General features: G+C 71.5%; 24 protein-coding genes. 12 read left to right on the top strand and 12 right to left on the bottom strand.

What is annotated here, in order from left to right:
- The first annotated feature begins 97 nt into the window (after positions 1-97).
- From OG302_RS07660 to OG302_RS07650, 3 genes are all read left to right on the top strand, one after another.
- Complete coding sequence (locus OG302_RS07660; RefSeq protein WP_371526049.1) at positions 98-817, top strand: TetR/AcrR family transcriptional regulator; 720 nt, start codon at positions 98-100, stop codon at positions 815-817.
- Positions 818-838: 21 nt separating this feature from the next.
- Positions 839-1,429 carry a dihydrofolate reductase family protein gene (locus OG302_RS07655; RefSeq protein WP_371526048.1) on the top strand — a complete coding sequence of 197 codons (591 nt, stop codon included), beginning with the start codon at positions 839-841 and terminating at the stop codon, positions 1,427-1,429.
- 116 nt (positions 1,430-1,545) lie between these two features.
- On the top strand, positions 1,546-1,968 hold the full coding sequence (locus OG302_RS07650; RefSeq protein WP_371526047.1) for a substrate-binding domain-containing protein: 423 nt from the start codon (positions 1,546-1,548) through the stop codon (positions 1,966-1,968).
- A gap of 50 nt (positions 1,969-2,018) precedes the next feature.
- On the opposite strand, the gene OG302_RS07645 is transcribed toward OG302_RS07650, so the two are convergent.
- Both OG302_RS07645 and OG302_RS07640 read right to left on the bottom strand, forming a co-directional pair.
- Complete coding sequence (locus OG302_RS07645; protein WP_371526046.1) at positions 2,019-2,636, bottom strand: CGNR zinc finger domain-containing protein; 618 nt, start codon at positions 2,634-2,636, stop codon at positions 2,019-2,021.
- 136 nt (positions 2,637-2,772) lie between these two features.
- A complete protein-coding gene (locus tag OG302_RS07640; RefSeq protein ID WP_371526045.1) occupies positions 2,773-3,897 on the bottom strand; it encodes an NADH:flavin oxidoreductase in 1,125 nt (374 codons plus the stop codon).
- A 381-nt stretch (positions 3,898-4,278) separates the two neighbouring features.
- Between OG302_RS07640 and OG302_RS07635 the strand changes: the two genes are divergently transcribed.
- The 3 genes from OG302_RS07635 to OG302_RS07625 all read left to right on the top strand — a co-directional run bounded on the left by OG302_RS07635 (position 4,279) and on the right by OG302_RS07625 (position 9,118).
- A complete protein-coding gene (locus tag OG302_RS07635; RefSeq protein ID WP_371526044.1) occupies positions 4,279-6,882 on the top strand; it encodes an AAA family ATPase in 2,604 nt (867 codons plus the stop codon).
- 102 nt (positions 6,883-6,984) lie between these two features.
- The gene (locus OG302_RS07630; RefSeq protein WP_371526043.1) at positions 6,985-8,388 is read left to right on the top strand and encodes an FAD-binding oxidoreductase; all 1,404 of its coding nucleotides are present in this window, start codon (positions 6,985-6,987) and stop codon (positions 8,386-8,388) included.
- Positions 8,389-8,443: 55 nt separating this feature from the next.
- The gene (locus OG302_RS07625; protein ID WP_371526042.1) at positions 8,444-9,118 is read left to right on the top strand and encodes a DUF6629 family protein; all 675 of its coding nucleotides are present in this window, start codon (positions 8,444-8,446) and stop codon (positions 9,116-9,118) included.
- Here the strand turns inward: OG302_RS07625 and OG302_RS07620 are convergent.
- The 9 genes from OG302_RS07620 to OG302_RS07580 form a co-directional block, all read right to left on the bottom strand.
- Positions 9,060-10,856, bottom strand: a complete 1,797-nt coding sequence (locus OG302_RS07620) for an acyl-CoA dehydrogenase (RefSeq protein ID WP_371526041.1) — start codon at positions 10,854-10,856, stop codon at positions 9,060-9,062. The genes OG302_RS07625 and OG302_RS07620 overlap by 59 nt on opposite strands.
- Positions 10,857-10,973: 117 nt before the next feature.
- On the bottom strand, positions 10,974-11,378 hold the full coding sequence (locus OG302_RS07615) for a GntR family transcriptional regulator (protein WP_371526040.1): 405 nt from the start codon (positions 11,376-11,378) through the stop codon (positions 10,974-10,976).
- Between the two features lie 70 nt (positions 11,379-11,448).
- Positions 11,449-12,423: an ABC transporter permease gene (locus tag OG302_RS07610; RefSeq protein WP_371526039.1), complete on the bottom strand. Its 975-nt coding sequence runs from the start codon at positions 12,421-12,423 to the stop codon at positions 11,449-11,451.
- Positions 12,420-13,364: an ABC transporter ATP-binding protein gene (locus OG302_RS07605; protein ID WP_371750049.1), complete on the bottom strand. Its 945-nt coding sequence runs from the start codon at positions 13,362-13,364 to the stop codon at positions 12,420-12,422. The genes OG302_RS07610 and OG302_RS07605 overlap by 4 nt, the downstream gene beginning before the upstream one ends.
- A gap of 185 nt (positions 13,365-13,549) precedes the next feature.
- Positions 13,550-14,644 (bottom strand): mechanosensitive ion channel family protein, encoded by a 1,095-nt coding sequence (locus OG302_RS07600; protein WP_371526038.1) that lies wholly within the window; start codon positions 14,642-14,644, stop codon positions 13,550-13,552.
- A 115-nt stretch (positions 14,645-14,759) separates the two neighbouring features.
- A complete protein-coding gene (locus tag OG302_RS07595) occupies positions 14,760-15,659 on the bottom strand; it encodes a hypothetical protein (protein ID WP_371526037.1) in 900 nt (299 codons plus the stop codon).
- Positions 15,656-16,666, bottom strand: coding sequence for an SPFH domain-containing protein (locus tag OG302_RS07590; protein WP_371526036.1), 1,011 nt, complete (start codon positions 16,664-16,666; stop codon positions 15,656-15,658). The genes OG302_RS07595 and OG302_RS07590 overlap by 4 nt, the downstream gene beginning before the upstream one ends.
- Before the next feature lie 114 nt (positions 16,667-16,780).
- Entirely contained in the window at positions 16,781-17,593 is an 813-nt protein-coding gene (locus OG302_RS07585) for an SAM-dependent methyltransferase (protein WP_371526035.1), read from the bottom strand.
- Between the two features lie 85 nt (positions 17,594-17,678).
- Positions 17,679-18,269, bottom strand: a complete 591-nt coding sequence (locus OG302_RS07580) for an Asp/Glu racemase (RefSeq protein WP_371526034.1) — start codon at positions 18,267-18,269, stop codon at positions 17,679-17,681.
- 354 nt (positions 18,270-18,623) lie between these two features.
- On the opposite strand from OG302_RS07580, the gene OG302_RS07575 reads away from it, so the two are divergent.
- The 6 genes from OG302_RS07575 (at position 18,624) to OG302_RS07550 (ending at position 24,942) form a co-directional block, all read left to right on the top strand.
- Positions 18,624-19,712 (top strand): ROK family protein, encoded by a 1,089-nt coding sequence (locus OG302_RS07575; protein WP_371526033.1) that lies wholly within the window; start codon positions 18,624-18,626, stop codon positions 19,710-19,712.
- 46 nt (positions 19,713-19,758) lie between these two features.
- Positions 19,759-21,015, top strand: a complete 1,257-nt coding sequence (locus OG302_RS07570) for a sugar ABC transporter substrate-binding protein (RefSeq protein WP_371526032.1) — start codon at positions 19,759-19,761, stop codon at positions 21,013-21,015.
- Entirely contained in the window at positions 21,012-21,977 is a 966-nt protein-coding gene (locus OG302_RS07565; RefSeq protein WP_371526031.1) for a carbohydrate ABC transporter permease, read from the top strand. The genes OG302_RS07570 and OG302_RS07565 overlap by 4 nt, the downstream gene beginning before the upstream one ends.
- A complete protein-coding gene (locus tag OG302_RS07560; RefSeq protein ID WP_371526030.1) occupies positions 21,970-22,824 on the top strand; it encodes a carbohydrate ABC transporter permease in 855 nt (284 codons plus the stop codon). Before OG302_RS07565 ends, OG302_RS07560 begins: the two co-directional genes overlap by 8 nt.
- A 61-nt stretch (positions 22,825-22,885) precedes the next feature.
- Positions 22,886-23,935, top strand: a complete 1,050-nt coding sequence (locus OG302_RS07555; RefSeq protein WP_371526029.1) for a Gfo/Idh/MocA family protein — start codon at positions 22,886-22,888, stop codon at positions 23,933-23,935.
- Entirely contained in the window at positions 23,932-24,942 is a 1,011-nt protein-coding gene (locus tag OG302_RS07550) for a Gfo/Idh/MocA family protein (protein WP_371526028.1), read from the top strand. Before OG302_RS07555 ends, OG302_RS07550 begins: the two co-directional genes overlap by 4 nt.
- Before the next feature lie 189 nt (positions 24,943-25,131).
- Here the strand turns inward: OG302_RS07550 and OG302_RS07545 are convergent, their stop codons facing one another.
- On the bottom strand, positions 25,132-26,682 hold the full coding sequence (locus OG302_RS07545; protein WP_371526027.1) for a CAP domain-containing protein: 1,551 nt from the start codon (positions 26,680-26,682) through the stop codon (positions 25,132-25,134).
- Between the last annotated feature and the right edge of the window lie 187 nt (positions 26,683-26,869).

Genomic DNA, 26,869 nt, shown 5'->3' with positions numbered 1-26,869 from the left:
GAAGACGTCGACGGCTGGTCGTGTACAGCGTACGTGACTGGATGTGTACACCGTAAGCGTCCCGTAGGATGCACGCAACCACGCAAGGAGCGCCGCTGTGACCGACGAACCGCCGCCCGTCATCTGGGCCCGTCTCTCCGGTCAGGGGCGGGGGCCCGCACGCACCCTCGACCACACGGCCATCACCGCGGCGGCGATCGCCCTGGCCGACGAGGACGGGGTCGACGCGGTCTCGATGCGCAAGGTCGCGGCGCGGATGGACCACAGCCCGATGTCGCTCTACCGGCACGTCGGCAACAAGGACGACCTGACCGAGCTGATGTACGACGCGGTCCTCGGCGAGCTCGACCTGACCGGGATGCCGTCCGGGGATTGGCGGGCCGACATCGCCCGGCTGGCCCGGGAGATGCGCCGGCTGCACCACGCCCACCCGTGGATCACCCGCTTCGGGCACCGGCCGACCCTGGGGCCCAACGCCCGCCAGTTCCTCGAGACCGGTCTGGCCTGCGTGGACGGCATCGGTCTCGACATGGACGGAATGATGGACGTGATGTCCACGGCCCTGCAGTTCGCCCGGGGTTTTGTCGGGCAGGAACTGGGAGAGGTCGAAGCGCAGCGGCGCACCGGCCTGGACCTGGCGGGCTACCAGCGCCGGGTCGGACCGTTCCTCACGCAGTTGCTGGAGGGGGGACAGCTCCCGTACCTGCGGCGGCTGGTCGTCGAGGCCGAGGACCACCCCGATCCGGACGTGGTGTTCGAGCGCCGCCTGTCGATGGTGCTCGACGGTCTCGCGGCCGGAATCGACCGCCAGGGCTGACGGCGGGGATATTCTCGCGCGATGCGACCCCTGCGGTACTCCATCAACATCACCCTGGACGGGTGTTGCGATCACCGTGCGATTCCTGCGAGCGAGGAACTGCACCGTCACGCGGCGGCGATCCTCGCCCGCGCCGACGCCCTCCTCTTCGGCCGGGTGACGTACGAAATGATGGAAGCGGCGTGGCGCCCGGCTCGCACGGGAGGAGGCCCCGACATGCCGGCGGACCGGATGGACCCTTTCGCCCGGACCATCGACGCCGCGAAGAAGTACGTGGTGTCGAGCTCCCTGGACGCGGTCGACTGGAACGCGGAGCTCGTGCGCGGGGACCTGCGGGAGGCCGTTCAACGCCTCAAGCAGGAACCGGGTGAGGGGCTGTACGTGGGAGGCGTGCGGCTTCCGCTCGCGCTGGCGGAGCTGGGGCTGATCGACGAGTACGAGTTCGTGGTGCATCCCAGGCTGGCGGGCCACGGACCCACCCTGTTCGCGGGTCTCTCGCAGTACGTCGACCTGACGCTCGTGGACCGGCTGGAGCTCGGCTCGGGGGCCGTGGCGATGCGGTACGAGCCGCGGAGCCGGCGCGGGGACCGCGCCGTGCCGCGGCGGGGCTGATCGAACCGTCCGGTTGAACTGCCCTTCCGTAGCACCCAGTTGAGTCGGCCGCGCCTTGCCGCTGCGCGAACCATGGACATCCCACCCCGGCGTAGGGAAGCTCCACCACGCCCGTGTTGACGCTGACACCGGGCAGAGCCATCACCGAGCGCCTGCGGGGGTACGCGGCGGCCCTCGCCGCCCATGGCATCCCCTTCGACGAACACTACGTACGGCAAGGGCAGACCGAGCCGCGCGAGGCCCGGCGCGCGGCGGCCGAACTCCTGGCGCTGCCCGAGCCGCCCACCGCACTGTTCTGCCCCAACAACCGCAACACGATAGGGGCGTTCCGTGCCCTGCGCGCCTCGGGCACCGACACCGCGCTCGCGGGCTTCGACGACTTCGAACTGGCCGACGCGCTCGGCCTGCCGCTCACCCTCGTCGCGTACGACAGCGATGAACTCGGCCGGGCGGCCGGCAGGCTGCTCGCCGACCGGATGCAGGCAGGGAGTCCGAGCCGGGCAGGAAACGGGCACCGGGCCCCGCGCGGCGCATCGTGACGCCCACCAGCCTGGTGGAGTACGGCAGTTGACTGTGGCTTCAGGTCTCTTCAGGCCTGGGTGTCGGGTGCCGGTTCCGACTCGGCGCCCGCGCGGCGGCGTTGGCGCGAGGCCCGCAGGTTCGCGGCGTTTCCGCAGCCTCGGGTGGAGTGCCAGACGCCGCTGTTGTTGCGGGAGCGGTCGTAGAACGCCCTGCCGCACTGTTCGTTGCGGCAGATCTTCAGGCGCCGCCACTCACCCGTGGTCTGGGCGAGCAGCGCCTCGCAGAGGATGGCGGACGTCAGCCAGCGCCAGCCCTCGCCCTCCGGCTCGGTCGTCAGTGCGGCGTCACCGTGCAGGTTGACCTGGAGGGCACAGGAGGTGAAGCGCGCGGTCTCGCCGCTCGTCGTGCCGCACCGCGCGAGGAGGGCCCGGCGCATCTGCTCGCGCAGCTGCCGCAGTCTGGGCAGGTCCTCTTCGGTGAGGGTGAGCCGCACCGACGCGCGCCCCGTCCGCTCGGCCCAGGTGGGCAGTGCCACGGAGACCCAGGCCTGCGCGGCGGTCACGTCCCCGAGGAGATCGTCCTCCTCCGGACGGCAGGAGGGCACGGTGTTCAGGAGGTCCTGCACGAGCCCCAGGCCGCCGGGGACGGCGGTGGGGAAACAGCGCTCGGTGGCAGGCCAGGTCATGGGCATATCGTACGCGACCGCGGGCGACAGCAGCGTATTACCTTGACTACCGTCACGGCGACACTCCGGACCCCACCGTGCGTCACCGTGCGTACGGTCCCCTCGGTACCGGGACCGTACGCACGGCGGCTGTCGCTCAGACCAGGCTCGTCAGCAGCGACTTGTCGAACGGCGTCGCGTCGGTGAGCCGGTTCTCCAGTGCCTTGGCCGCCCACTCCGGGTCGGCGATGAGGGCGCGCCCCACCGCCACCAGGTCGAACTCGTCCCGCTCCAGGCGGTCGACGAGCGGGTCGATGCCGGTGGAGGCGGACGGCGGCGCCCAGCCCTCCGGGCCGATGAACTCCTGGTCGAGGCCGACCGAGCCCACGGTGACCACGGGCAGGCCGGACACCTTCTTGACCCAGCCCGCGAGGTTGAGGTCACTGCCCTCGAACTCCGGCAGCCAGTAGCGGCGGGTGGAGGCGTGCAGGACGTCGACGCCCGCCTTCACCAGCGGGGCGAGCAGGCGCTCCAGCTCCTCGGGGGACTGGGCGAGCTTCGCGTCGTAGCTGCCGGCCTTCCACTGCGAGAGGCGGAAGAAGATCGGGAAGTCGGGCGAGACGGCGGCCCGTACGGCCGCGACGAGCTCCGCGGCGAAGCGGGTGCGGCCCTCGAGGTCGCCGCCGTAGCCGTCGGTGCGCCGGTTGGTGCGCTCCCAGAGGAACTGGTCGATCAAGTAGCCGTGCGCGCCGTGCAGTTCGATGCCGTCGAAGCCGATGCGCTCGGCGGCGGCAGCGGCTTCCGCGAACGCCCGGATCACGTCGTCGAGGTCATCGGCCGTCAGCGCGCTGCCCTTCGGCTCGCCGTCGAGGCCGATCGCGGAGGGGCCGGCCGGGGGAGCGGACGGCACCGGGCCCTTGCCCTCGTCGCGGGTGATGCCGACGTGCCACAGCTGCGGAATGATCTTCCCGCCCGCCGCGTGCACGGCGTCGGCCACCTTGCGCCAGCCTTCGAGGGCGTCGTCCCCGTGGAAGCGCGGAACCCGGTCGCTCGTACCGGCCGACGCGTGACCGACGTACGTCCCCTCGGTGATGATCAGGCCGACACCGGCGGCGGCCCGGCGGGCGTAGTACTCCGCCACGTCCGCGCCGGGCACGCCGCCCGGTGAGAACTCGCGGGTCATAGGGGCCATCACGATGCGGTTGGGCAGGTTGAGGCTGCCGACGCTGAAGGGGCGGTCGAGGGTCTGGGGGGTGCGCGCGGTCTGCGACGGCGAGGTCATGCGTCCTCCTGGCAGGGGCTGAGGGATCGATCTTCGACGATCGATGACGTAAGCGTACGCGCTTTACTCATGTCTCTGAGGGGAGGGTCCCGCGGCGGGTGGGAGGGTCCCGGGCCGGAAGCGGGTGCTGGACCGGGCGGCGGGAGTGACGGCAGGCCGGCCGGATGCCCGATAACGCGGAGAACCGTGAGAATCGTGGGGCCCCTGAGAACCGCGGGGTCTCTGAGCGTCGTGGAAACCCTGAGGCCCCCGACACCGCAGAAAAGCCGGTGGCCTGGTTGGCCCGGCCCGCCGCCCGCACCTGGACCCGCCTGCGCCCGCCGCTTTTCGAACCTCCGTACGGGCGACGGAAAAGCATGATCGCGTGGCAGAATTTCCCGCGTGGACGGGGGGATCCTCGAGCGGGATCGTGAGCTGGCTCGACTGACCGCCGCCGCACGGGAAGCGGCCGACGGGGCGGGTTCGGTGGCGCTCGTCTTCGGTGAGGCGGGGATCGGCAAGTCGAGCCTCGTGAACGCCCTGCCGGGCGCGCTGTCCGCGCAGGCCAGGGTGTTGGTCGGGCAGTGCGACGACCTCGCGACACGGCGGCCGCTCGGCCCCTTCCGTGACCTTGTCGGCAGCGTGCGGGCCGAGCTGGCGCAGGCGGTGACCGAGGGCGGCGACCGGCATCGGGTGTACGACGCGCTGCGGGCCGAGCTCGGTGACCCGCTGCATCCGACGGTCCTCGTCGTAGAGGACGTGCACTGGGCGGATGAGGCCTCTCTCGACGCACTGCGGTTCCTGGTACGCCGTGTGGACCGGCTGCCCGCGGTCCTTGTGCTGACCTTCCGCGACGACGAGCTGGGGCGCGAGCATCCGCTGCGGCACCTCCTGGGCCAGGTGTCGCGGGCGGCACGCGTGCACCGCGTCCCGCTGGCCCGGCTGTCGCGCGACGCGGTGCGCACCTTGAGCGCGGTGAGCCGCCTCGATCCCGCGCAGGTGTACGCCGTGACGTCGGGCAACCCCTTCTACGTGGCCGAGGTCGTCGCGGCGGGCGGCACCGGTGACGTGCCGCCGACCGTGGTCGACGCCGTGCTTGCCCGGCTGCGCGGCCTCGACGACGCTGCGCGCGACGCCCTCGAACAGCTCGCCGTGGTGCCTTCGGCGGCCGAGTACCCGCTGGCCGACGCGCTGCTGCCGGACGGGGTGGGCCAGTTGGCCGCGGCGGAGCGGCGCGGCCTGCTCGTCGTGACCCCGGAGCGTGTGATGTTCCGGCACGAGATCATCCGGCGGGCCATCGCCGACTCGCTGCCCTCGGCACGGCGGATCGAGCTCAACCGCCGGGTGCTCACGGTCCTGGTGGCGCAGCCCGGAGCCGACGCCTCCCGCATCGTCCACCATGCCGCCCAGGCGGGCGACCAGGACGCCATCGCGAGGTACGGACCCGATGCGGCGAGGGACGCCGCACGCACCGGCGCGCACCGAGAGGCCGCCGCCCAGCTGCGGCTCGTCCTGCGGCAGCGCGAGCGCTACGGGCCGGCCGAACTCGCCGACCTCCTGGAACGGTTCGCCGTGGAGAGCTACACCATCGCCGACTCACCGGCCGCCGTCGGCGCCCAGCGGGAGGCCGTCGCCCTGCGCCGCTCCCAGGGCGACCTGCGGGCCCTCGGCGCCGATCTGCGCTGGCTGTCGCGGATCCACTGGTGGGCGGGCGACGCGGACGCGGCGCAGGAGGCCGCCAGGGAAGCCATCGACGTACTCGAACAGGCCGGTGATGAGCGGCTGTTGGCGCTCGCGCTCAGCAACACCTCCCAGCTGCGCATGCTCTCCGACCGGTACGTCGAGGCCATCGGCTACGGCGAGCGCGCCATCACCCTCGCCCGGCGCACGAACGACGCGGCGATCCTCTCCCACGCCCTGAACAACGTCGGCACCGCCCGCTGGCGCGGCGGCGACCCGCTGGGGCGACCGCAGTTGGAGGAAAGTCTGGCGGTCGCACTGAAGGCGGGCGAGGCGGAACACGCCTGCCGTGCCTACGCCAATGTCATCTGGACGCTCCTGGAGAACCTCCGGTTCACGGAGGCGGACCACTTCCTCGGCCCCGCCATGGAGTTCGCGGACCGCACGGAACATCTGGGATTCCTCCGCTACCTCCAAGTGGAGCTGGCGCTAAGGCAGTTCGCCGCGGGCAAGTGGGACGAGGCGGAGAAGCACGCCGAGTCCGGTGATGCCTACGAGTTCCCGCCCGCGCGCTGCCCCGCCCTGACCGTCCTCGCACGGGTACGGATCCGGCGCGGCGCGGAAGGCGGCGACGAACTCCTCGGACGGGCCTGGGAGGTCGCCGCGCGGACCCGGGAGCTCCAGCGCACCGCCCCGGTCGCGGCGGCACGAGCGGAGGCCGCCTGGCTGCGCGGCGACCACACGGCCGTGGCCGACGCCGTCGGCCCCCTGTACGCGCAGGCGCGCGGCCTGGCGGCCACGCCCTACCGCGCGGAGCTCGGCCACTGGCTCGCCAAGGCGGGGCACCCCGTCCCCGCGGACGGCTCCGACCATCCGTACGCCCTGCAGGCCGCCGGGGAGTGGCGCCGGGCAGCCGAGGCCTGGCGGGCGGCGGGCTGCCCCTACGAGCACGCCGCCGCCCTCGCGGAGAGCCCGGACCCGGCGGACAAGCTCACCGCGCTCGCCGCTCTCGACGCCCTGGGCGCCGAACCCCTGGCCCGGCTCGTCCGCGCCGACCTGCGTGCCCTGGGTGTCACCCGCATCCCGCGCGGCCCGCACGCGGCGACCCGCCGCAACCCGGCGGGGCTCACCGGCCGCCAGCTCCAGGTCGGCCGGCTCCTGGCGGAGGGCCTCACCAACATCGAGATCGCCGACCGGCTCTTCCTGTCCGTGCGCACGGTCGATAACCACGTCCGCGCCGTCCTGGAGAAGCTCGGCGCCCGCACCCGGCGCGATGTCGCCGCCCGCGCCGCACAGCTGGGGATGGAAATCGGCCGCGGAAAGTAGGTAATCGGCGACCGTGAGCTGGGTGGCGGGCACGGATATCGGTGTGTCCCGGGCGGTACTAGAACGGACGGATCGGGATACACCGATCCAACGGGGGAGCACATGTCCATCACGCCCGCACAGGCAGCGCGCCATGAACTGGCAAGCTTCAAAGGGGAGTTGAAAGGTCCGGACGACGTCGGGTACGACGAGGCGCGCGCCGTCTACAACGCGATGGCCGACAAGCGGCCCGCGCTCGTCGCCCGCTGCACCGACGCCGACGACGTGTCCGGTGTCATCGGCTTCGCCCGCGCGCACGGCCTGCCGCTCGCGGTCCGCGGCGGCGGCCACCACGGAGCGGGCCTCGGCACCGTCGACGGAGGCGTGGTCGCCGACCTCTCGCCGCTCAAGTCGATCGAGGTCGACGCGGCGGCGCGCACGGCACGGGTCGGCGGAGGCTGCGTCTGGAGCGAGGTGGACCGCGCCACGCACGCGTACGGCCTGGCCACGCCGAGCGGCATCATCTCCTCGACCGGGGTCGGCGGGCTCACCCTCGGCGGCGGCCTCGGCCACCTCACCCGCAGGTTCGGGCTGAGCATCGACAACCTCCTGGAGGCCGACGTCGTCCTGGCCGACGGCCGCCAGGTGCGGGCGGGCGCCGACGAGAACCCGGACCTGTACTGGGCGATCCGCGGCGGTGGCGGCAACTTCGGCGTCGTCACCTCCTTCCTCTTCCGGCTGCACGAGCTGGGCACGGTCGTCGCGGGCCCCACCTTCTGGCCCGCGGAACGCGGCGCGGAGGTCCTCGCCGCGTACCGGGACTTCCTGCCCCGGGCGCCGCGCGAGGTGAACGGCTTCTTCATGTACGGCACGGTGCCCCCGGCTCCGCCCTTCCCGGAGAATTTCCACCTGCGCAAGGTCTGCGGCATCGTGTGGTGCCACACCCACGACGACCCCGACGCGGCGGCCCACGCCATGGCGCCCCTGCTCGACGCGCTGCCCGACCCGCTCCTGCACGCCGTGTCGGAGATGCCGCACCCCGTGCTCCAGTCCATGTTCGACGGGCTCTACCCGCCCGGCGACCAGTGGTACTGGCGGGCGGACTTCGTCGACGAGATCCCTGACGACGCCATCGCCCTGCACGCCAAGTTCGGCCCCGACGTGCCGACCATGAAGTCGACGATGCACCTCTACCCCATCGACGGTGCCGCCCACGACCACGGCTCCGCGGACACCGCGTGGAGCTACCGGGGCGCACGCTGGGCCTGTGTCTACGCGGGAGTGGACACAGATCCGGCCAACACCGACCTCATCAGGCGCTGGGCCGTCGACTACTTCGACGCGCTGCACCCGTACTCGGCGGGCGGCGCCTACGTGAACATGATGATGGAGGAGGGGCAGGAGCGGGTGCGGGCGAGCTACCGCGGGAACTACGCACGCCTGGCGCGGGTCAAGGCCGCGTACGACCCGGACAACGTCTTCCGCCTCAACCAGAACATCGAGCCCGACCCGGGCGGGGCCGCGTAACCCCGCCGGACCGCCCGCCGCGCCGCCGGGCGGCGGGGGCCCTAGCGTGGGGATCATGTGCTGGAGCGCGACGGCCGATCTCGTGGCAGGCGTGGGTGTCGCAGCCGTGGGGGTCGCCTGTGTGACCCGCGCGGCCCGTGGGGGCCGCCCGCGCGACCTGCCGATGGCCGCGCTCCCGCTGCTGCTCGGCGCGCACCAGATCATCGAGTCCCAGGTCTGGCGCGCCGACGGCGGCACCGGCCCCGCCACCGTCGCCTGGGCCGTGATCGCCCTGCCGCTGCTCCCTCTCTGGCTGCCGCTTGCGGTGCTGTGCGCGGGGCCCCCGAGCGCCCGCCGCCGTCTGCTGATCCCGCTCCTGGCGGGCGTCGCGACGTCGGCGGCGCTCTCCTACTACCTGGCGACCCGCACCGTGACGGCCGAGATCCGCGGCCACACGGTCGGGTACGCGTTCGGTCTGCCCCGGCCCGAGCTGATCATCGCCGGATATCTGCTCGCCACCGTCGGCTCGCTGCTCCTCTCCGGCGACCGGGGCCTGGTCCTCTTCGGCGTCCTGGTCGCCGTCGGGGCGACGGTGTGTGTGCTGCTGTGGCGGCACGAGTACATCTCCACGTGGTGCGCGTTCGCGGCGGTGTGCTCGGTGTTCCTGTACTTCTGGGTCGGGAGACCCTCGGTCAGAAGGCGTTCTCGTCCAGTTCGAGAGCGGTCCGGTCCAGGCTCTCCAGGAGCGTGAACTGGGCTTCGGTCTTGGGCAGTTCATGGCGGAAGAAGTAGCGGCAGGCGCCGCGCTTGCCCGCGTGGAAGTCCTCGGTGCCGGGCTCGGCCGCGAGCAGCTGCTCCAGCCACATCCAGGCCACGACCACGTGCCCGACCGCTTCGAGGTAGACGCTCGCGTTGGCGAGCGCCGTCTGCGGGTCACCGGTCGACCAGAGCCGCTGGGTCACCTCCACCGCACGCGCCGCGGCCGCGTCGAGCGCACGCCCGTACCCGGCCGCGGAACCGCCCACCGCGTTGGCGCGGGCGGACGTCCGCGAGATCCGCCGGACGAGCAGCCGGAGGCCCGCGCCGCCGTCCATGATCACCTTGCGGCCGAGCAGGTCGAGGCCGTGGATGCCGTGCGTGCCCTCGTGGATGGGGTTGAGGCGGTTGTCGCGGTAGAACTGCTCGACGTTGTACTCGCGCGTGTAGCCGTAGCCGCCGTGCACCTGGATCGCCAGGTCGTTGGCCTCCAGGCACCACTGCGACGGCCAGCTCTTGGCGATGGGCGTGAGCACGTCGAGCAGCAGCTTTGCCTCGTCGCGCGCCTCCTGCGAGGTGCCCGTGTTCTGCTCGTCGAGCAGCAGCCCGCAGTACAGGTTGAGCGCCATCGCGCCCTCCACGTACGTCTTCTGGGCGAGCAGCATCCGGCGTACGTCGGCGTGCTCGATGATCGGGACCTGCGCCGACGCCGGGTCCTTCGCGGCGAGCGGCCGGCCCTGCGGGCGGGTGCGCGCGTAGTCGAGGGCGTGCAGATAGCCGGTGTAGCCGAGCGCGGTGGCGCCGAGGCCGACTCCGATCCGCGCCTCGTTCATCATGTGGAACATGTACGCGAGCCCGCGGTTCGGCTCCCCGATGAGGTGGCCGACCGCGCCGGGCTCACCGCCGGGCCGGTGGGCGCCCTCGCCGAAGTTCAGCAGGGTGTTCGTGGTGCCCCGGTAACCCATCTTGTGGTTGAGGCCCGCGAGCACGACGTCGTTGCGCTCGCCGAGCGCACCGTCGTCGCCGACGAGCACCTTCGGCACGATGAACAGCGAGAGCCCCTTCACGCCGGGCGGACCGCCGGGAATCCGGGCGAGCACCAGATGCACGATGTTCTCCGAGAGCTCGTGCTCGCCGCCGGAGATCCACATCTTGTTCCCGAAGAGGCGGTACGTCCCGTCCGGCCGCTCCTCGGCGCGCGTGCGCACATCGGCGAGCGACGAACCGGCCTGCGGCTCGGAGAGGCACATCGTCCCCAGGAAGCGGCCCTCCACCATGGGGCGCACGAAGGTGTCGATCTGCTCCTTCGAGGCGTGCGCGAGGAGCAGATTGGCGTTGCCCATGGTCAGGAAGGGGTACGCGGCCGTGCCGACGTTCGCCGCCTGGAACCACGCGAAGCAGGCCTGCGCCACCACGGCCGGCAGCTGCCCGCCGCCGATCTCGTGGTCCATGGCGCTCGCCAGGAGCCCCGAGTCGCCGAAGACCCGCAGCGCTTCCTTCACCTCGGGGATGACGTGCACCCGCTCCCCGTCGAAGGTGGGCTCCTGGGAGTCGTTCTTCTTGTTGTGCGGGGCGAAGTGCCGGGTGGCGATCTGCTCGCTCAGCTCCAGGGCGGCGTCGAACGTCTCCCGGGAGTGGTCCGCGAACCGCTCCCGGCCGGTGAGCGCGGGCACGTCGAGCCACTCGTACAGCAGGAAATCGAGGTCACGACGGGACAGGAGCAGGGATGCCATGCGGATTCTCCATGCGGTGACGGCGGCGGCAGCGATCCCGGGGCAGGGAGCCCCGCATACCCGATACTAAGCGGTCGCTTACGGGGTTTGTCGAGGGCGGCCCCTGTGAGGCCTGGCTCAGCCGACCGCGTCCCCCTGGAAGGTGGCCGCGTGCACCGCTTCGAACAGCGCTGTGACGTCCTGTCCGGTGAGCCCCGCCGACCGCGCCTCCCGCATCCACTCCGTGAGGGCGGTCTGCAGGGGCGAGTCCGGCCCCGCCTGGGGGCGGGCGAGGGAGCGGGTGATGAAGGTGCCCGCGCCCTGGCGGACCTCGGCGAGACCCGCGCGCTCCAGCTCGCGGTACGCCTTGAGCGTCGTGTTCGGGTTCACCTTGGTGGCAGCGGCCACCTGGGCCGCGGTGGGCAGCCGGTCACCCTCCACCAACGCGCCCATGCGCAGGGCCTGTTCGACCTGCCGCACGATCTGCAGATATGTGGCCACGCCGCTGCGCCGGTCGATACGGAATTCGACCACTGTCCCCACCTTCTGCACCCTCTGCTCGTCGGTCGATACTTTACGTACTCGCCGTCACCGGCGGCCTCACAGGGAGTCCCTACAGGGGCCGTCGCGTCGTCCACCACAGGATGAACACCGCCACGACGGCGGTGCCGCCGAGCAGCAGGGCGGCGCCGGTCCACTGCATGCCGGGCATCTGGTCGTAGCCGAAGTACTCGACGACGTCGTTGACGATGCCGTGCTCCTTGATGCAGGCGGTGGTGGCCTTCTCGGTGGGTTCGGAGCATGTGCCCCATCCGTAGAGCTGACCGTCCGCGCTGCCGATCCACCGGTCGTGCTCGACCGCCTGGTCGAGGAACGCCGGGGCGTCGCCGTTCATCGGGTAGGTGACCACACGCGGCGTGGCCAGGCGGTCGCGGAACTCGCCGAAAGCGAACTCCACGACGCCGGCGAAGAGGAACGTCGCCATCATGGCCCGCAGCGTCCGGCGCAGCAGCATGCCGATCGCGATGCCGCAGGTGGTGAAGAAGAGGGAGAGCGCCGTGAGCATCGGACCCGTGTTGTCGAACACGACCCCCTGCATCCAGTCCGAGGGGAAGAACTCGCGGTAGGGCTCCCACCACCAGGTGAACAGCGTGGCGAGCACCACGGTGGACACCAGGACCAGCGAAAGGCACCAGGCGAGCTTCACCGCGAGCCAGCGGCGGCGCGGCACCGACTGCGTGGTGACCAGCTGCGCGGTGCCGTGCTCCTGGTCGCCCGCGATGAGCGGCGCGCCGAGGAAGACACCGAGGGCGACGGGCAGGGAGTTCAGGGCCTGGGTGATGTAGCCGAGTCCCTCCGGGGTGGAGGACAGCGTGACGTCCTTGCCGGGCCAGCCGAGCTGGTCGAGCATGGCGGACATCTCGCCGCGCTGCTGGACGATCAGGGCCGCGCCGAGCAGCGTCGCGGCTGCGATGGCCCACAGAGCGGTGCGGTGCTGGCGTACGACGAGCCAGGTGACCCCGTGCAGCAGCCCCGGCTTCCTGGGTGACCGCGCGGTGCGCTGCTTCTCGGTGAGGGTGGTGCTCATGCGGCGACGTTTCCTTCCGCCTCGATACGGGCGTCCTGCGTGAACAGCGGTTCCGCGTCCGGCGAGCGGAGGTGGGCGAGCAGGACCTCCTCCAGGCTCGGCTCGGTCACCTCCCAGTCCGGGGCCAGTGGGCCGTGGGGGCGCAGGAGGGCTCGGAACTGGCGCCCCTGGACCCGGAATTCGACCACCGTGTGCGGGGCGAGGTCCGCGGGCGGCTTCCCGTCGGGGGCGAGGCCGGTCACCAGGGCGTGGGCCGGGAGCAGTTCCTCGGTGTCGCCCGCCATCCGGATCCGGCCGCCGGCGACGACCAGGAGGTAGTCGCACATGTCCTCAAGCTCGGACAGCATGTGGGAGGACATCACCACCGTCGTGCCGCGCTCGACGGCCTCGGACATCAGCAGCGAACTCATCTCGTCCCGGGCCAGTGGGTCCAGATCGGCCATCGGCTCGTCGAGCAGCAGCAGATCGGGCCGCTTGCCGAAGGCGAGGGCGAACGCGACGCGCGTGCGCTGCCCGCCCGAGAGCGTGCCGACCTTGGCGTCCAGGGGCAGCCGCCCCGCCCGCACGATGCGCTCTGCGGCCTCCGTGTCCCAGCCGGGGTTGAGCTCCCGGCCCAGGCGCAGCGTCTCGGCCACGGTGAACCGCTTGAACAGCGGCTTGTCCTGGGAGAGGAACGCGTAACGGGGCATCGCGGCGGGCTCGCCCGCCGGCACGCCGAAGATGCGCAGTTCGCCCTCGGTGGGGGCCACGAGACGGGTGGCGAGCCCCAACAGGGTGCTCTTTCCTGCTCCGTTGGGGCCGACAAGACCGCAGATCCGCCCGGCGGGCAGCCGGAAGGAACAGTCACGCAGCGCCCACCCGCGGCGGTATCGCTTGCCGAGACCGCGGGCCTCTAGCGCGGGCGCGCCCGAGGGTCCACCGGCCCCGGCGGTGTCGTCCATGGTCGTGTCCACCGCAGCACCTCTCTCGATTCCATTAAACAATTAATGGAATCATGATCTGCGTGATCGGGGTCTGTCAAACAGGGCGTCTGTCCACGGCTGTGGTGGTCGGCGGTCCCGCACGTGGACGAGGGCAGCACCGTGTGACGCGGTGCTGCCCTCGTTGAGGTTTGAGGCGTCTTGGGTTACGACACCGGCTTCGTCGTCGGTGCCACGGCCTCGCGCTGGTGCGGGATCAGGCCCGGCGGCAGCTCGCCCTGCTGGACGTTCACCGTCCTGACCGGGGCGGGCACCCGGATGCCCTCGGCGCGGTAGCGCTGGTGGAGCTGCTTGATGAACTCGTGCTTGATGCGGTACTGGTCGCTGAACTCGCCGACGCCCAGGATCACCGTGAAGCTGATCCTGGAGTCGCCGAACGTGTGGAAGCGCACGGCCGGTTCGTGCTCGGGTAGGGCGCCGTCGACGTCCTTCATGACGCTCTCCACGACCTCGGTCGTGACGCGCTCGACCTGCTCCAGGTCGCTGTCGTAGCTGACACCGACCTGGACCATGATCGACAGATCCTGCTCGGGGCGGCTGAAATTGGTCATGTTGGTGCCCGCGAGCTGGGCGTTGGGGATGATGACGAGGTTGTTCGACAGCTGACGCACCACCGTGTTGCGCCAGTTGATGTCGACGACGTAGCCCTCTTCGCCGCTGCTGAGCTTGATGTAGTCGCCCGGCTGGACCGTCTTCGCGGCGAGGATGTGTACGCCCGCGAAGAGGTTGGCCAGCGTGTCCTGGAGGGCCAGGGCCACCGCGAGGCCGCCCACACCCAGAGCCGTGAGCAGTGGCGCTATGGAGACGCCGAGCGTCTGCAGGACGACGAGGAAGCCCATCGCGAGCACGACGACCCGGGTGATGTTGACGAAGATCGTCGCCGAGCCCGCGACGCCCGATCGGGACTGCGCCAGGGACTTCACCAGACGCGTGACCACACGCGCCGCCGTCAGGGTCCCGGCCAGGACGAGCAGGGCCGTCAGTGTCATCGAGACGTTGCGGCCGGTCCGGGGAGTGAGCGGGAGAGCGGCCGCCGCGACGGCCAGGCCCGCGGTGATCGCCGCACAGGGGACCAGGGTGCGCACGGCGTCGACGATGACGTCGTCGCCGCTCCACCGGGTCCTGCTGGCCCGTTCACCCAGCCACCGCAGGATCATGCGCAGCAGCAGACCCGCCGCGATGCCAACGGCCACCGCTATGCCGGCGGTGATCAGGTCGTGCCATGTGAGGGCTCGCTCCATCAGTTCATTCTCCAGGTTGTGCGGGCGCACCGGACGTATGTTCGTGGTCCGGCGCGAGCGTCATCCTGCCCCATGGGTGCGGCGCCGTTGCCGGGGGCCCGCGTCCAGCCTGCCGTCAACTCAGCAGGCGCAGGGCGATATCAGACATCCCGATCACCACCGTCTGACCCCAGGTCAGTTCCACCGCGTCGCTCTCCACCCCGTCGCCGAAGACGATGAGGCGGTCCGACTCGACGGTGACACGGAGCCGGTCGGCCGCCGTGAGCACCCCCTCCACCTGTGAGGTCCCGGTCGCGGGTGAGGGCCACGCCTCCCGTACGAACCAGATGAGGCCCGGCTCGGCGGGACCCGGCAGCGGCAGGGCGCTGCCGCTCTGCTGCCACAGCGAGCGCAGCCAACCGGTGGCTCCGGTTCCGGTCCCGATCAGGACGCCGGACGAGGCCTGTGCCTCGGGGGCGGCCGTGTCGGTGTCCGGTCCGATGCGGTAGCGGGCGGTCTGGTGGCCCGGCGGGCCGAGGTAGATCTCGTTGAGCGCGAGCAGCCGCTGGGTGTCGTCGGACACCGCCTCCACCATGGTCAGTTCGTCCACCGGGGTCCCGGACGCGACCGCCGCCGGGAGCAGCTTGGCCGCGTCCGCGCCCCGGTGACGTACCAGGACGCCGGGGTTGCGCCCCGGCTCGGTGTCGATGCCGATCACCGGCTGCCCGGCGAGGTACTTCGCGGCGTTGGCGACCAGGCCGTCCTGGCCGACGACCACCACCACGTCCTCGGGGCCGAAGAGGAAGCGGTCGAGATCGGCACGCTCCACGCGGGCCTGCCGCCACTGCCGGGGCACCCCGGCGGCCACGTCGGCGAGCGTGCGGTGCGCCCGGTGGTGGCGCTCGGCCACCTCCCGGATGCTCCGGCCGCGCGAGGCGAGGAAGAACTCGGCCTGGCCGTGGGTGCCGTGCCGGGCGAGCAGCTCGTCGTACTCGGTGGTGCGGTGGACCAGCACCGCGCGCGGCGCCAGGCTCATGACCGGGCGTCCCCGTGGTGACCCAGCTTCGCGAGCAGGCCGGTGAGGACGTCGGGGGAGAGGGTGAGGCTCTCGATGCGCGGGACGTTCTCGGCGAGCCGGGTGGCCGCCAGGGCGTGCAGGGTGGCGGCGTCCACCGTCGAGTGCGCTGTGAGCCAGGAGGCCTGGGCCGCCGCCCTCGCCTCGCCGACCGTGCGCGCGGACTCGGCCTCGGCGCGGGCGAGGCGCTCCGTGCGGGCGGCCTCGGCCTCGGCGCGCACGGCGTCGGCGGCGGCGTTCTCCTCGGCCTCACGTCGCGCGTTGGCGCCCCGCCGCTCCACCAACTCCTGCTCCTGGCGGGCGAGTTCGATGCGACTGGTGAGTTCGTTCTCGGCGATGGCGCGCTCCCGCTGTACGGCCACGGCCCGCCGTTCGTACGTCGCCCGGTCCGCCTCCTGCTGGATCCGCTCCCGCGCGGGGGTGCGCAGGGCGCGCTCGACCTCGGGCTCCGGACGGATCGCGATCACACGGACGGTGACCACCTCGATGCCGGTGGCGGGAAGCCTCGGCTCCCCGGCGAGGCCTTCGGAGATCCGCTCACGGACCGAGCTGACACCGTCCGCGAGCGCTTCGGCCAGCGGGGTGCGGGCCAGTACGTCGAGGGCGTTCTGCTGGGCGGACTCCGTGAGCAGGGAGCCTAGTTGCTCCAGCGGGGCGCCGCGCCAGGAGCCGGTGTCCGGGTCGACGGCGAAGTCGAGGCGGGACGCGGCGAGCGCCGGATCGCTGATCCGGTAGGTCACCGTGGCCTGCACGGCGACGTCCTGGAAGTCGGCGGTGCGCGCGTGAAAGGTGACCGCCAACTCGCGGTCGTCGACCGGCACTTCGGAGAGTGCGGCGCTGAGCGGGCGGAACCAGAAGCTCAGCCCCGGCCCGTCGTGGACGAGCCGGCCGCGCTTGTGGTGGCGGATGTGTGCGGTGGGCGCGGAGCGCAGGTGGTGCACCCCGAGGCGTCGGGTGATGTCGGCCATGGTGAATCCCTCCCCGTTTTCGTCATGCCGACGTTATGGGGTCGCACTTTTATAGTCAAGGTGACTAAAAAGAGGGAGGGGTTACCGTCGCACCGCCAAAGGGGCCCTGCCTGGCTACGGCTTGCGCGCCACCCCCGCGTACAGCGGCACCGGCGATCCGTTCCTGACCTCGTCGACGCCGAGCTCCGCATGCCAGTCCGGCAGCCACACCACGCCGGGGTCGAGCAGCTCCAGCCCCTCGAAGAACCGCTCGACATCGGCGCGTTCACGCGGCACGAGCGTCACGCCGCCCGCCTTGTACATCTCCACCGCCTGCCGCGTCCGCTCCGGATCGAAGTCGCCCGCCATCTGCGACAGGACCAGATGACTGCCGGGCGCGAGGGCCGACACGAGCCGCTCCACGACGTCATAGGCGCCGTCGTCGTCGCTGATGAAGTGCAGCAGCGCGATCAGGGAAAGGGCGATCGGCTGCGTGAAGTCCAGTACACCCTCGGCCTGTTCGAGGATCTTGTCCGGCTCGCGCGCGTCCACCTGGAGGAACTCAGTCGCCCCCTCGGGCGTGCCCCGCAACAGCGCCTCCGCGTGCGCCAGGACGATCGGGTCGTTGTCCACGTACACGACACGCGCCTCGGGCGCCGCCGACTGGGCGATGCGGTGGAGGTTCGGCTCGGTGGGGATGCCGGTGCCGATGTCCAGGAACTGGCGTATCCCCTCCTCGCCCGCGAGCCGGCGCGTGGCACGCTGCATGAACCAGCGGTTGTGCTGGGCGCAGTACTTGGTCTGCGGTTCGAGCGACACGATCTGGAGCCCGAGCTCCTCGTCCACCGGATAGTTGTCCTTGCCGCCGAGGAACCAGTCGTAGACCCGGGCGGGGTGCGGCTTGCTGGTGTCGATCGGGTGGGTCGCGGGCGGCGGGATCGCGGCCATGCTTCAACTCCCATGCGGGTGGCGGGCGTTCAGGCGCACCGGGTGAGCGTGCGTCCGGTCATCGTGCCCGCTCGGCCCACCGGGCTCAAGCGGCACTCGGACCCCGCAGCAGGCTGCCCGCGCCCGGCACGTGCGGCGGCAGGCCGAGCTCGCCCAGCACGCGGTACGCCGTCGCGGTTGCCGCCGACAGGACGGGAAGACCCGCGGCGTCCTCCACCGCCTGGATCGACGCGAGCGAGGGCATCTGCACACACGCGGAGAGGACGAGCGCGTCGGCGCGGCCCAGGTGCACGCGGCGCCAGTGGTCGCGCAGGTCGGCGGGGTCGAGCCGGGCCACCGCCAGATTGTCCGGCACCTCCAGGCTGAGCGCGTCCACGACCTCGACCCCGGCGTCCTCGATGTAGTCGGCGACCAGCCGCGTGAGGGGCTTCATGTACGGGGTGATGATCGCGACCCGCGCGGCACCGAGCGCCTTGATGCCGTCCAGCAGGGCGCCCGCGCTGGAGATCACCGGCGCCTGCGCGCCCTCGGCGCGCAGGACGGCGATGATCTCGTCCTCCGCCGCGCAGTGGTGGCCGGGGCCCTGCGCCATGATCGCCACGAGGCAGGCGGTGGCGACCACATCGGGCCTGGCGTCCGCGAGTTCGAGCGCGGCACGCCCGGTCTGCGCGTTCATCGCCCTGAGCTGCGTTCGTAGGTACGTTCCGTCTCCTGCCCGTAGTTCACGAGGCCCTCCCCGGCGAGCGCAGGGCCCGCAGCTCCCGCGCCTGCGCGCCGAGCCGCCCGATCAGCCAGCCCTCGAACACACGGAGTTGACACGGCGCTTTCCTGACGGGCCATCAGTCGAGCGAGGCCTGATTCCGGCCCCGCGAAGGGGGTTCCCCGTCGTCCATGAATATGCAAGTCTCCTCCCTAATCTCCGGGAGCAGCCGTTGACCCGCTGGTCAACACGATTGCCCTGGTCTCGACATGGGGTGAAGAAGTGTTGCGGAACGGGACACGGGGACACGATCTCGCCTCGCTGCGCCGGTTGAACACCACCGTCGTGCTGCGGGCCCTGCACCGCCGCAGCCCGCAGACCCTCGCGGAGCTCGCCGCCGGCACCGGACTCTCCCGGCCCACCGTGGAGTCCGCCGTCGAGGAGCTGACCGCGCACGGCTGGGCGGGGGAGGCCGAGCGCGATGAATCCGAGCGCGCGCCGGGGCGCCCCGCCCGGCGGTTCCGGTTCCGCGTGGAGGCGGGCCGCGTCGTCGGCGCGGACATCGGCCTGCACAAGATGGTGCTGCTCCTCGCCGATCTCGGCGGGACGGTGCTCGCCGTGCGGCGCGAGGACATCGACCCGGAGCTGGGCGGGGCCCAGCGGCTCGACCTCCTGCGCGAGGGCCTCGAAGCCTTCCTGGACGCACATTCCGTGCGGCGCGACGAGCTCCTCGCCCGCTGCGTGGGCGTACCGGGTGTCGTCGACGCGGGCGGCACCATCACCTCCCACGTCATCCCCGAGTGGTCCGGCGTCGACCTCGCCCGGCTCCTCTCCGAGGGGGAGGCGGGCCACACCCTCGTCGAGAACGACGTGAACCTCGCCGTGCTCGCCGAGCGCTGGCAGGGCGCGGCCACCCTCGCCGGTGACGTCGTCTGCGTCCTGACCGGACATCGCGTGGCGTGCAGCCTCACCATCGGCGGGCGGCTGCACCGGGGTCGGCGCGGCGGCGCGGGCGAGCTCGGCCTGCTTCCGCTGCTCGGCATGAACACCGCGCAGGAGGCACTCAGCTGGAAGGGCGACCGCCGCTCGGGGGAGTCCGAGGTGGCGGCCCTGGCCCGCGCGGCGGACACCGCGGACCCGCGCGCTCTCGCCGCCGTCGCGGACTTCGCCGACCGCATCGCGCCGGGCATCGCCGCCCTCGCCCTCGCCGTCGACCCGGAGCTCGTGGTGCTCACCGGCGGCGCGACCCCGCTGGGCGGCCACCTCGTGCTGCTGATCGAGGACAGACTGCGCCCGCTGACCCTGCACGTCCCGCGCATCGCGCTGAGCACGCTGGGCGAACAGGGCGTCGCGATCGGCGCCGTACGCAAGGCACTTGACCAGGTTGAAGCCGATCTGCTGGCGGATTCGACGCCGTAGGAAACCCGGACGAAGTCCGTGGAGAAGACCGGAAGCGGAGGCGCTCATGCGCAGGAGGACTCTGCTGTACGGAGCGATGGCGGCGCCCCTGCTCGCCGCCTGCTCCGGCCAGAGTGACGACGGCAAGGCGAGCGGCGGCCGGACCACCCTCACCTACGGGGTGTGGGACGTGGCCCAAGTACCGGGGATGCAGAAGGTGATCGACGCCTTCGAGAAGGAGAACCCCGGCATATCCGTGCGCATGGAGCTCACGCCCTGGTCCAGCTACTGGACCACCCTGAAGACCGCGATGCGCGGCGGCACGGCCCCCGACGTGTTCTGGATGAACGCGGTCAACCTCCAGCTCTACGCCTCCAGCGGCGTCCTGGAACCCCTGAGCGGCCACATCAAGAGCGACGCGACCCCCGTCGACCGCCACCGCCATGCACTCGTGAAGATCTACGCCTATCAGGGCACGCAGTACGGCATACCAAAGGACTTCGACACCATCGGCCTCTGGTACAACAAGGCGCTCTTCGACAAAGCGGGCATCGAGTACCCGGACGCGACCTGGACATGGGACGACGTGCGCGATGCCGCAGCCGAACTCACCGACCCCCGCGCACGGGTGCACGGCATGGCCGCCGAGATGGACCGCCAGGGCCAGCTCTACCCGGCCATCCACGGAGCGGGCGGCTACGTCCTCAAGGACGGGAGGTCCGGCTTCGGCGACGAGCGCTCCATCGAGGGTCTGCGCTACTGGACCGACATGATCGACCGCGGCTGGTCACCGCCGCAGAGCGCCATGGTCGAGTCCAGGGCCCGCAACCGCTACTGGTCGGAGAAGACCGCCATGGTCTACGACCTCTCCGCGATGGCCGGCCAGATGTATGCCATCCCCGCACTCAAGGACCACGGCGGCGTCGCCGTCCTGCCCAAGGGCCGGGAGCGCGCCACGATCATCCACGGCCTCGCCAACGTCATCTCCGCCAAGAGCCGCAAGAAGGCGGCGGCCTGGAAGTTCGTCCACTTCATGGCGGGCCGCAGGGCCGCCGAGATCCAGGCGTCGGCGGGCGTCACCATCTCCTCGTACGAGGGGACGCAAGGCGCCTGGCTCAAGTCGATGCCCGAATTCGACCTGAAGCACTTCATCGAGATGCAGGAGTACGCCGTGCCGTACCCGAGCTCGAAGAACACGGCGGTCTGGGAGAACCTCCAATACCCGCTCCTGGGTGCCGCGTTCAGCGGTAAGGGCGGCATCGAGAGCGCCGCACGCACCCTGGGCGAACAGATGGACCGAGCCCTGAAGGAGGAGCGCGCATGATGAGTGTCTTTCCCTCCACCGCCGCCGCGAAGGCGGCCGGGCGCGGCAAACGGGCGGCCGGTGCCGCGTCCGACGCACCCGGGCCGCCCAAGTCCCGTAGCCAGCGCGCCGCTTACCTCTTCATCGCGCCGCTCGGCATCGGCTTCGCCGCCTTCTACTTCTGGCCGCTGCTCCAGACCTTCTTCTACAGCTTCACCGAATTCGGGGCGTTCGGCGGCAACACCTGGGTCGGCACGGACAATTACGTGCGCGTCCTCAAGGACGTCACCGTCTGGCAGGCACTCGGCAACACCCTGATCTACTGCGCCATCGGACTGCTCGCACTGCCGCTCGCGATCGGCATCGCGGCACTGCTCAACCGGCGCGGACTGCGCGGCGTCGCCCTCTACCGCGCCCTGTACTTCATCCCGTTCGTAACGCTCCCCGTCGCCGTCGGCCTCGTCTGGAACTGGCTCTACAACGGCGACTACGGACTGATCAACGAAGTCCTCGAGTGGATCGGCGCCGACCGCCGCTACTGGGTCTCCGACCCCTCGACCGCCGTGTACGCGATCGGCACCGTGATGGTCTGGTCGACCACCGGCTACTACTTGATCATCTTCATGGCGGGCATCAAGGGCATCCCGCAGGACTACTACGAGGCCGCCGAGCTGGACGGCGCGGGGCCACTGCGCCGCTTCTTCACGATCACGCTGCCGCTGCTCAGCCCGACGATCTTCTTCGCGTCCATCATCTGCATGATCAACTCGCTGCAGACCTTCGACCTGATCTACATCATGATGGCCGAGAAGAACCCGGCGATCGGCGACACCCAGTCGGTGGTGAGCCTCTTCTACAAATGGGCCTTCATCGAGAACGCCCAAGGTGCCGCAGCCGCGCTCGCCTTCCTGCTCATGCTGATCATCGCGGCACTGACGCTGGTGCAGTTCAGGCTGCAGAAGAGGTGGGTGCACTATGCGTGAGTCCTCGGTCCGGCCCACGAGCCGCCGGCGCTTCAACGCCGGTTCGGCCGCCACCCACGCGGCGCTCTCCCTGGGCGCCCTGGTGATGGTCTTCCCGTTCCTGTGGCAGCTGCTCACCGCGGCCAAGTCCCTCGCGGAGACAGCCAAGGTGCCGCCGACCTTCCTGCCCGACACCTGGAACTGGTCGAGCTTCGAGGAGGTCTTCACCGCACTGCCCTTCCGGGACATGCTGTTCAACAGCGTCCTCAACACCGTCGGGCGCACGGTCGGACAGCTGGTGTTCTGCTCGCTCGCCGCCTACGCCTTCGCACGCATGCAATTCCGTGGCCGCAACGTCCTGTTCGCGCTCTTCCTGTCCGTCCTCATGGTGCCGAGCTCCCTGCTGGTCCTGCCCCAGTACGACATCATCCAGCGGCTCGGCCTGCTCAACTCGGCGCCCGCGCTGTTCCTGCCGGGCATGTTCAGCGCCTTCGGGACCTTCATGCTGCGCCAGTTCTTCCTCACCCTCCCCAAGGAGCTCGAAGAGGCCGCACGGATCGACGGCGCGAGTTCGTTCCGCATCTTCTGGTCGATCATGCTGCCGCTGGTGCGGCCCGCGCTCGCCGCCCTCGCCGTCATCACGGCGATGTGGTCGTGGAACGACCTCCTGTGGCCGCTGATCGTCAACACCGACCCGCAGAAGATGCCCATCAGCGCCGGACTGACCTCGCTGGAGGGCCAGTTCGAGACCAACTACCCCGTCATGATGGCCGGTTCGCTCATCGCGAGCCTGCCCATGCTCGTCGTGTACGTCTTCCTGCAGCGGCACTTCGTGCAGAGTGTCGCGCTCTCCGGCTCCAAGAGCTGAGCCCCATTCCCGACCTCGGAAAGCCGCCCCCTTTCAGGAACCAGGAAAGGTAACCCCCTCCATGCGACCGCTTCACATCGGCTTGATCGGCGCCGGCGGCATAGCCCGCGCCCATCTTCCCGGCTGGCTCGAACTGGGTGCGCGCGTCAGCGTGTACACCGTCGACGGCTCCGCGGAGAAGCTCGCCGCCGAGTACGCGGGGCGCGAGGTCGCCGCGGTGGCGAGCCTCGGCGAACTCCTCGCCGACTGCACCGCCGTCGACATCTGCACCCCCACTCCCACGCACAAGGAGATCGCCCTGGCGGCCGTCGCCGCCGGGCGCCATGTCATCTGCGAGAAGCCCCTCGCGCTCGACGCCGCCGACGCCGAGGAGATCGCGGCAGCCGCCGAAGCGGCGGGTGTCCGGCTGCACCCCGCCCATGTCGTGCGGTACTTCCCGGCGTACGCGGCCATGCAACAGGCCGTGGCGCGAGGCGAGTTGGGAGGCCTGGCGGTCCTGCGCTTCACGCGCGGCGGGGCGCGGCCCCAGTGGGCGCCCTGGTTCGGTGACCCCGCCATGTCCGGCGGCGTCATCATGGACCTGATGGTGCACGACATCGACATCGCCCGCTGGATCGCGGGCGACGTGGTCCGCGTGCACGCGCAGACGCGAGGCGTCGAGCACGCCACGGGCGGCAGCCAGGCCGAGGTCGTCTCGGCGACCGCCGTCCTCACCCACGCCTCCGGCGCGATCAGTCACATCACCGGCCTCTGGGGCCTCCCGGACCAGCGGTTTCGTACGACGTTCCGCATCGCGGGCAGCGACGGACTCCTTCGGCACGACTCCACGTCCGTGCCCGGCTACCGGATCACCGCGCAAGGAGTGCGCGCGGCCAACGAGGGCATTCCGTCCAGTCCGATGACGGAGAGCCCCTACCTGTCCGAGCTGCGGGAGTTCGCGGCTTCCTGGGCGGACGGCGGTGAGGAACCCCGGGTGAGCGCGCGGGACGGGATCGAGGCGGTGCGGATCGCCGAGGCGGCCGTCGAGTCGAGTCGTACGGGCCGGGCGGCAGAGATCCGTACGGGTACTGCGGCAGAGATCCGCACCGGTACTGAGGAGGTCACGCGATGAAGGTCGCCGTGCTGTCGTTCGCCCATGTCCACGCGTCCGGATACCTCCGGCTCCTCGCCCGGATGCCGGGCATCGAGGTCATCGGCAGCGACCCGGACAGCTCGTCGGCCGCGCCCGGTGAGGTGCGGGGGCGCGCGTTCGCCGAGGAGAGGGGGGTCGCGTACGCGGAGTCGTACGAGGACGCGTTCGCCTGGGGGCCGGACGCGGTGATCGTCTGCTCCGAGAACGCGCGGCACCGTCCGCTCGTGGAGCTCGCCGCGTCCCGCGGTGTGAACGTCCTGTGCGAGAAGCCCCTGGCCACGACGGTGGCGGACGGCGAGGCGATGCTCACCGCGTGCCGCGCCGCCGGTGTCCGGCTCGCGGTCGCCTTTCCGGTCCGGTTCAGCCCCGCGTACGCGGCCGTCAAGGCGGCTGTCGCGTCCGGGGAGGCGGGCCGGGTGCTGACCGTGTCCGGCGCGAACAACGGCTCCATGCCGAGCTCACGGCGCTGGTTCGCCGATCCCGAACTCGCGGGTGGTGGCGCCCTGATGGACCACACGGTCCACATAGCCGACCTCCTGGACGACCTCTTCGGCGAGGCCCGGCCCGTTGACGTATACGCGCAGACGAACAACCGCATGTACGAGGGTGAGGTCGACGCCGAGACCAGCGGTCTGGTCACCGTGACCTACGACAACGGCTCGGTGGCCACGATCGACTGCAGCTGGTCGCATCCCCGCTCGCACCACTCCTGGGGCGGCCTCGAACTCACCGTGGTCGCCGAGCGGGCCACCCTGGAGATGGACGCCTTCGACCAGTCGGTCCACGGTTACAGCGAACGCCACCAGCAGGGGCTTGAGCTGCCCTTCGGCGCCGACCTGGACGAGCGTATGCTCCGGGCGTTCCTCTACGGGCCGGAGCCGGGCGGCATGGAGGTGGCCGACGGCGAGGGCGGGCTGCGGACGCTGAAGATCGTGGCGGCGGGTTATGCGTCGGCGCGGAGCGGGGTTCCGGTGGCGGTGGGCTGAGGGGGGCGGCCGTGGGGCGAGGGGGGTGCCGGGCGCCGTCTCCGGCCGAGCGGTGACACGGGTCGGTGTGTGGGGGCCCACCTCGCGCACCGGCCTGCGCCCGCCCGCCCGCCGTAGCCCCAGCCCCAGCCCCAGCCTTGCCTGTCTGTCGCAGGCCCGGCTTGTTCCTGTCGCAGCCCCGAGCGCTTGTCAGCCGCCGAAGAGCTGTGTCCAGTACGTCCCCGCCGAGCCGCCGCCCGCGAAGCCCACGCCGAGGTGGGTGAAGGAGGGCTTGAGGATGTTGGCCCGGTGGCCGGGGCTGTTCATCCAGCCGTCCACCACCTCGGCGGGTGTGCGCTGCCCGCAGGCGATGTTCTCGCCGATCGCGCGGTGCGTGCTGCCCGCGGTGGACGCGCGGTCCCAGGGCTCACCGCCTTCGGGTGACGTGTGGGCGTAGAAGGCACGGGCGACCATGTCCGCGCTGTGGCCCTGCGCCGCGACGGTCAGGAGCGGGTCGGGGGAGAGGGGGCGAAGTCCGGCCGCGGTCCGCTCGGCATTGGTGAGCCGCAGCACGGCCGCTCCCCACTCCGCGAGGCCTTGCGGGCTGAAGGGGCTGGCCCACAGCGCCGTCCAGTAGACGTCGCCGGAGCGCGCGTCGGCGGTGTGGGCCACCCCGACGTGCGTGTACGCGCGGCTCCGCACCGTTCGTCCCGACTGCTCGCCGCGGAGGCAGTACTCCACGAAGTCGGCGGCCGAGCGCGGCCCGGAGACCAGATGCTCGCCGATGGCCAGATACGCGTACCCCCCGGCGACGACGCGCTGGTAGAGGGACGCGCCGTCCGCCTCCGAACTGAGGCTGCCCCGCGCCGCAATCCCGGCGGCGTGCGCGCCCGCGGCGGCGGTCAGCCGGGCATCGAGGGAGACGGGAGGCGCGCCCGCCGACGCCCGCGCGGCGTTGACCAGCGGGAGAAGGCCGTCGGGGGCGGGCTGCCCGGGGGATACGGGCGATCGCCCGATCCCGGCCGACGCGTGCCCACCGGAATCGGACGATCGCCCGGAAGGCGCGGTGCCGAGAAGCGGCGGCGCCCCGGCAGGCGCATTCGGCGGTGGCCCGGAGGAGGTCGGCCGCCGTGCACCGGAGGGGGAACTCGGCGGTGCACCAGAAGAGGAACTCGGCCGTGCCCCGGCAGGGGAACCCGACGGTGCACCCCAAGGGGAACTCGGCGGCGTCCCAGAAGGGGAGCTCGGCGTTGCCCCGGAAGTCACGGGCGCCTGCGTATCCTCCTCCGCCACGTCAACCCCGAAGTCCCGAGCCACCCCCGCGAGCCCGTCCGCGTACCCCTGACCGAGGGCCCGGAGCTTCCACCCCTGGCCGCGGCGGTAGATCTCCGCGAGCAGCAGCACCGTCTCGCGGTCGGGGCGCGGCGGTGTGAAACGCGCCACCAGCCGACCGCCGGGCCCGTGCACCTGGAGCGCGATGCCCGGCAGCCGGCCCAGGGGAGTGCCCGGCTCGGCGGGGCTCACGGCCACGGTGACGCGGCTCGCACCGGTGCGCAGGCGCCGCCCGTCGACCGTGACCGTGTCCCCCTGGAGCCGGGCGCCGGACGTGGCGGGCTGGTTGTAGAAGACGAAGTCGCCGTCGCCCGCGACCTTCCCGCTGTCGCCGGTGACGATCACGGACAGGTCGAAGGGACCGGGCACCCGGAGGGTGACGGTACCGTCCGGCAGCTCCACGTTCCCCCCGGCAACCAGCTCGTTCATGCCAGGACAACGCGAGGCCGGCACCGCCGGGTTCCCGGCCCCGGCGGCACGGTGTGAAAGGCCCGGCGGAAGGCCCCGCCCAAGGGCGGAGAGCGGCTGAGACCGGAGGCGGATCCGCGCCGGAAAAGCGGCGTATTAGCGTGGGGGGTACGGGAACGCACAATTCACCGACAGGATCCGAGGTGCC

Source organism: Streptomyces sp. NBC_01283 (assembly GCF_041435335.1).
In the GTDB taxonomy this organism is placed as follows: domain Bacteria; phylum Actinomycetota; class Actinomycetes; order Streptomycetales; family Streptomycetaceae; genus Streptomyces.
Note: the sequence above shows the minus strand (reverse complement) of the source record. Positions and strands in the feature narration are given on the sequence as shown.

Coding starts and splice junctions, on each gene's coding strand:
- OG302_RS07625 (WP_371526042.1), top strand. CDS start 8,444: ATGTGCTGGAGCGCGACGGCCGATCTCGTGGCAGGCGTGGGTGTCGCA.
- OG302_RS07630 (WP_371526043.1), top strand. CDS start 6,985: ATGTCCATCACGCCCGCACAGGCAGCGCGCCATGAACTGGCAAGCTTC.
- OG302_RS07610 (WP_371526039.1), bottom strand. CDS start 12,423: ATGAGCACCACCCTCACCGAGAAGCAGCGCACCGCGCGGTCACCCAGG.
- OG302_RS07605 (WP_371750049.1), bottom strand. CDS start 13,364: ATGGACGACACCGCCGGGGCCGGTGGACCCTCGGGCGCGCCCGCGCTA.
- OG302_RS07560 (WP_371526030.1), top strand. CDS start 21,970: ATGCGTGAGTCCTCGGTCCGGCCCACGAGCCGCCGGCGCTTCAACGCC.
- OG302_RS07545 (WP_371526027.1), bottom strand. CDS start 26,682: ATGAACGAGCTGGTTGCCGGGGGGAACGTGGAGCTGCCGGACGGTACC.
- OG302_RS07640 (WP_371526045.1), bottom strand. CDS start 3,897: ATGACCTCGCCGTCGCAGACCGCGCGCACCCCCCAGACCCTCGACCGC.
- OG302_RS07620 (WP_371526041.1), bottom strand. CDS start 10,856: ATGGCATCCCTGCTCCTGTCCCGTCGTGACCTCGATTTCCTGCTGTAC.
- OG302_RS07565 (WP_371526031.1), top strand. CDS start 21,012: ATGATGAGTGTCTTTCCCTCCACCGCCGCCGCGAAGGCGGCCGGGCGC.
- OG302_RS07550 (WP_371526028.1), top strand. CDS start 23,932: ATGAAGGTCGCCGTGCTGTCGTTCGCCCATGTCCACGCGTCCGGATAC.
- OG302_RS07600 (WP_371526038.1), bottom strand. CDS start 14,644: ATGGAGCGAGCCCTCACATGGCACGACCTGATCACCGCCGGCATAGCG.
- OG302_RS07585 (WP_371526035.1), bottom strand. CDS start 17,593: ATGGCCGCGATCCCGCCGCCCGCGACCCACCCGATCGACACCAGCAAG.
- OG302_RS07655 (WP_371526048.1), top strand. CDS start 839: ATGCGACCCCTGCGGTACTCCATCAACATCACCCTGGACGGGTGTTGC.
- OG302_RS07595 (WP_371526037.1), bottom strand. CDS start 15,659: ATGAGCCTGGCGCCGCGCGCGGTGCTGGTCCACCGCACCACCGAGTAC.
- OG302_RS07570 (WP_371526032.1), top strand. CDS start 19,759: ATGCGCAGGAGGACTCTGCTGTACGGAGCGATGGCGGCGCCCCTGCTC.
- OG302_RS07555 (WP_371526029.1), top strand. CDS start 22,886: ATGCGACCGCTTCACATCGGCTTGATCGGCGCCGGCGGCATAGCCCGC.
- OG302_RS07645 (WP_371526046.1), bottom strand. CDS start 2,636: ATGACCTGGCCTGCCACCGAGCGCTGTTTCCCCACCGCCGTCCCCGGC.
- OG302_RS07580 (WP_371526034.1), bottom strand. CDS start 18,269: ATGAACGCGCAGACCGGGCGTGCCGCGCTCGAACTCGCGGACGCCAGG.
- OG302_RS07590 (WP_371526036.1), bottom strand. CDS start 16,666: ATGGCCGACATCACCCGACGCCTCGGGGTGCACCACCTGCGCTCCGCG.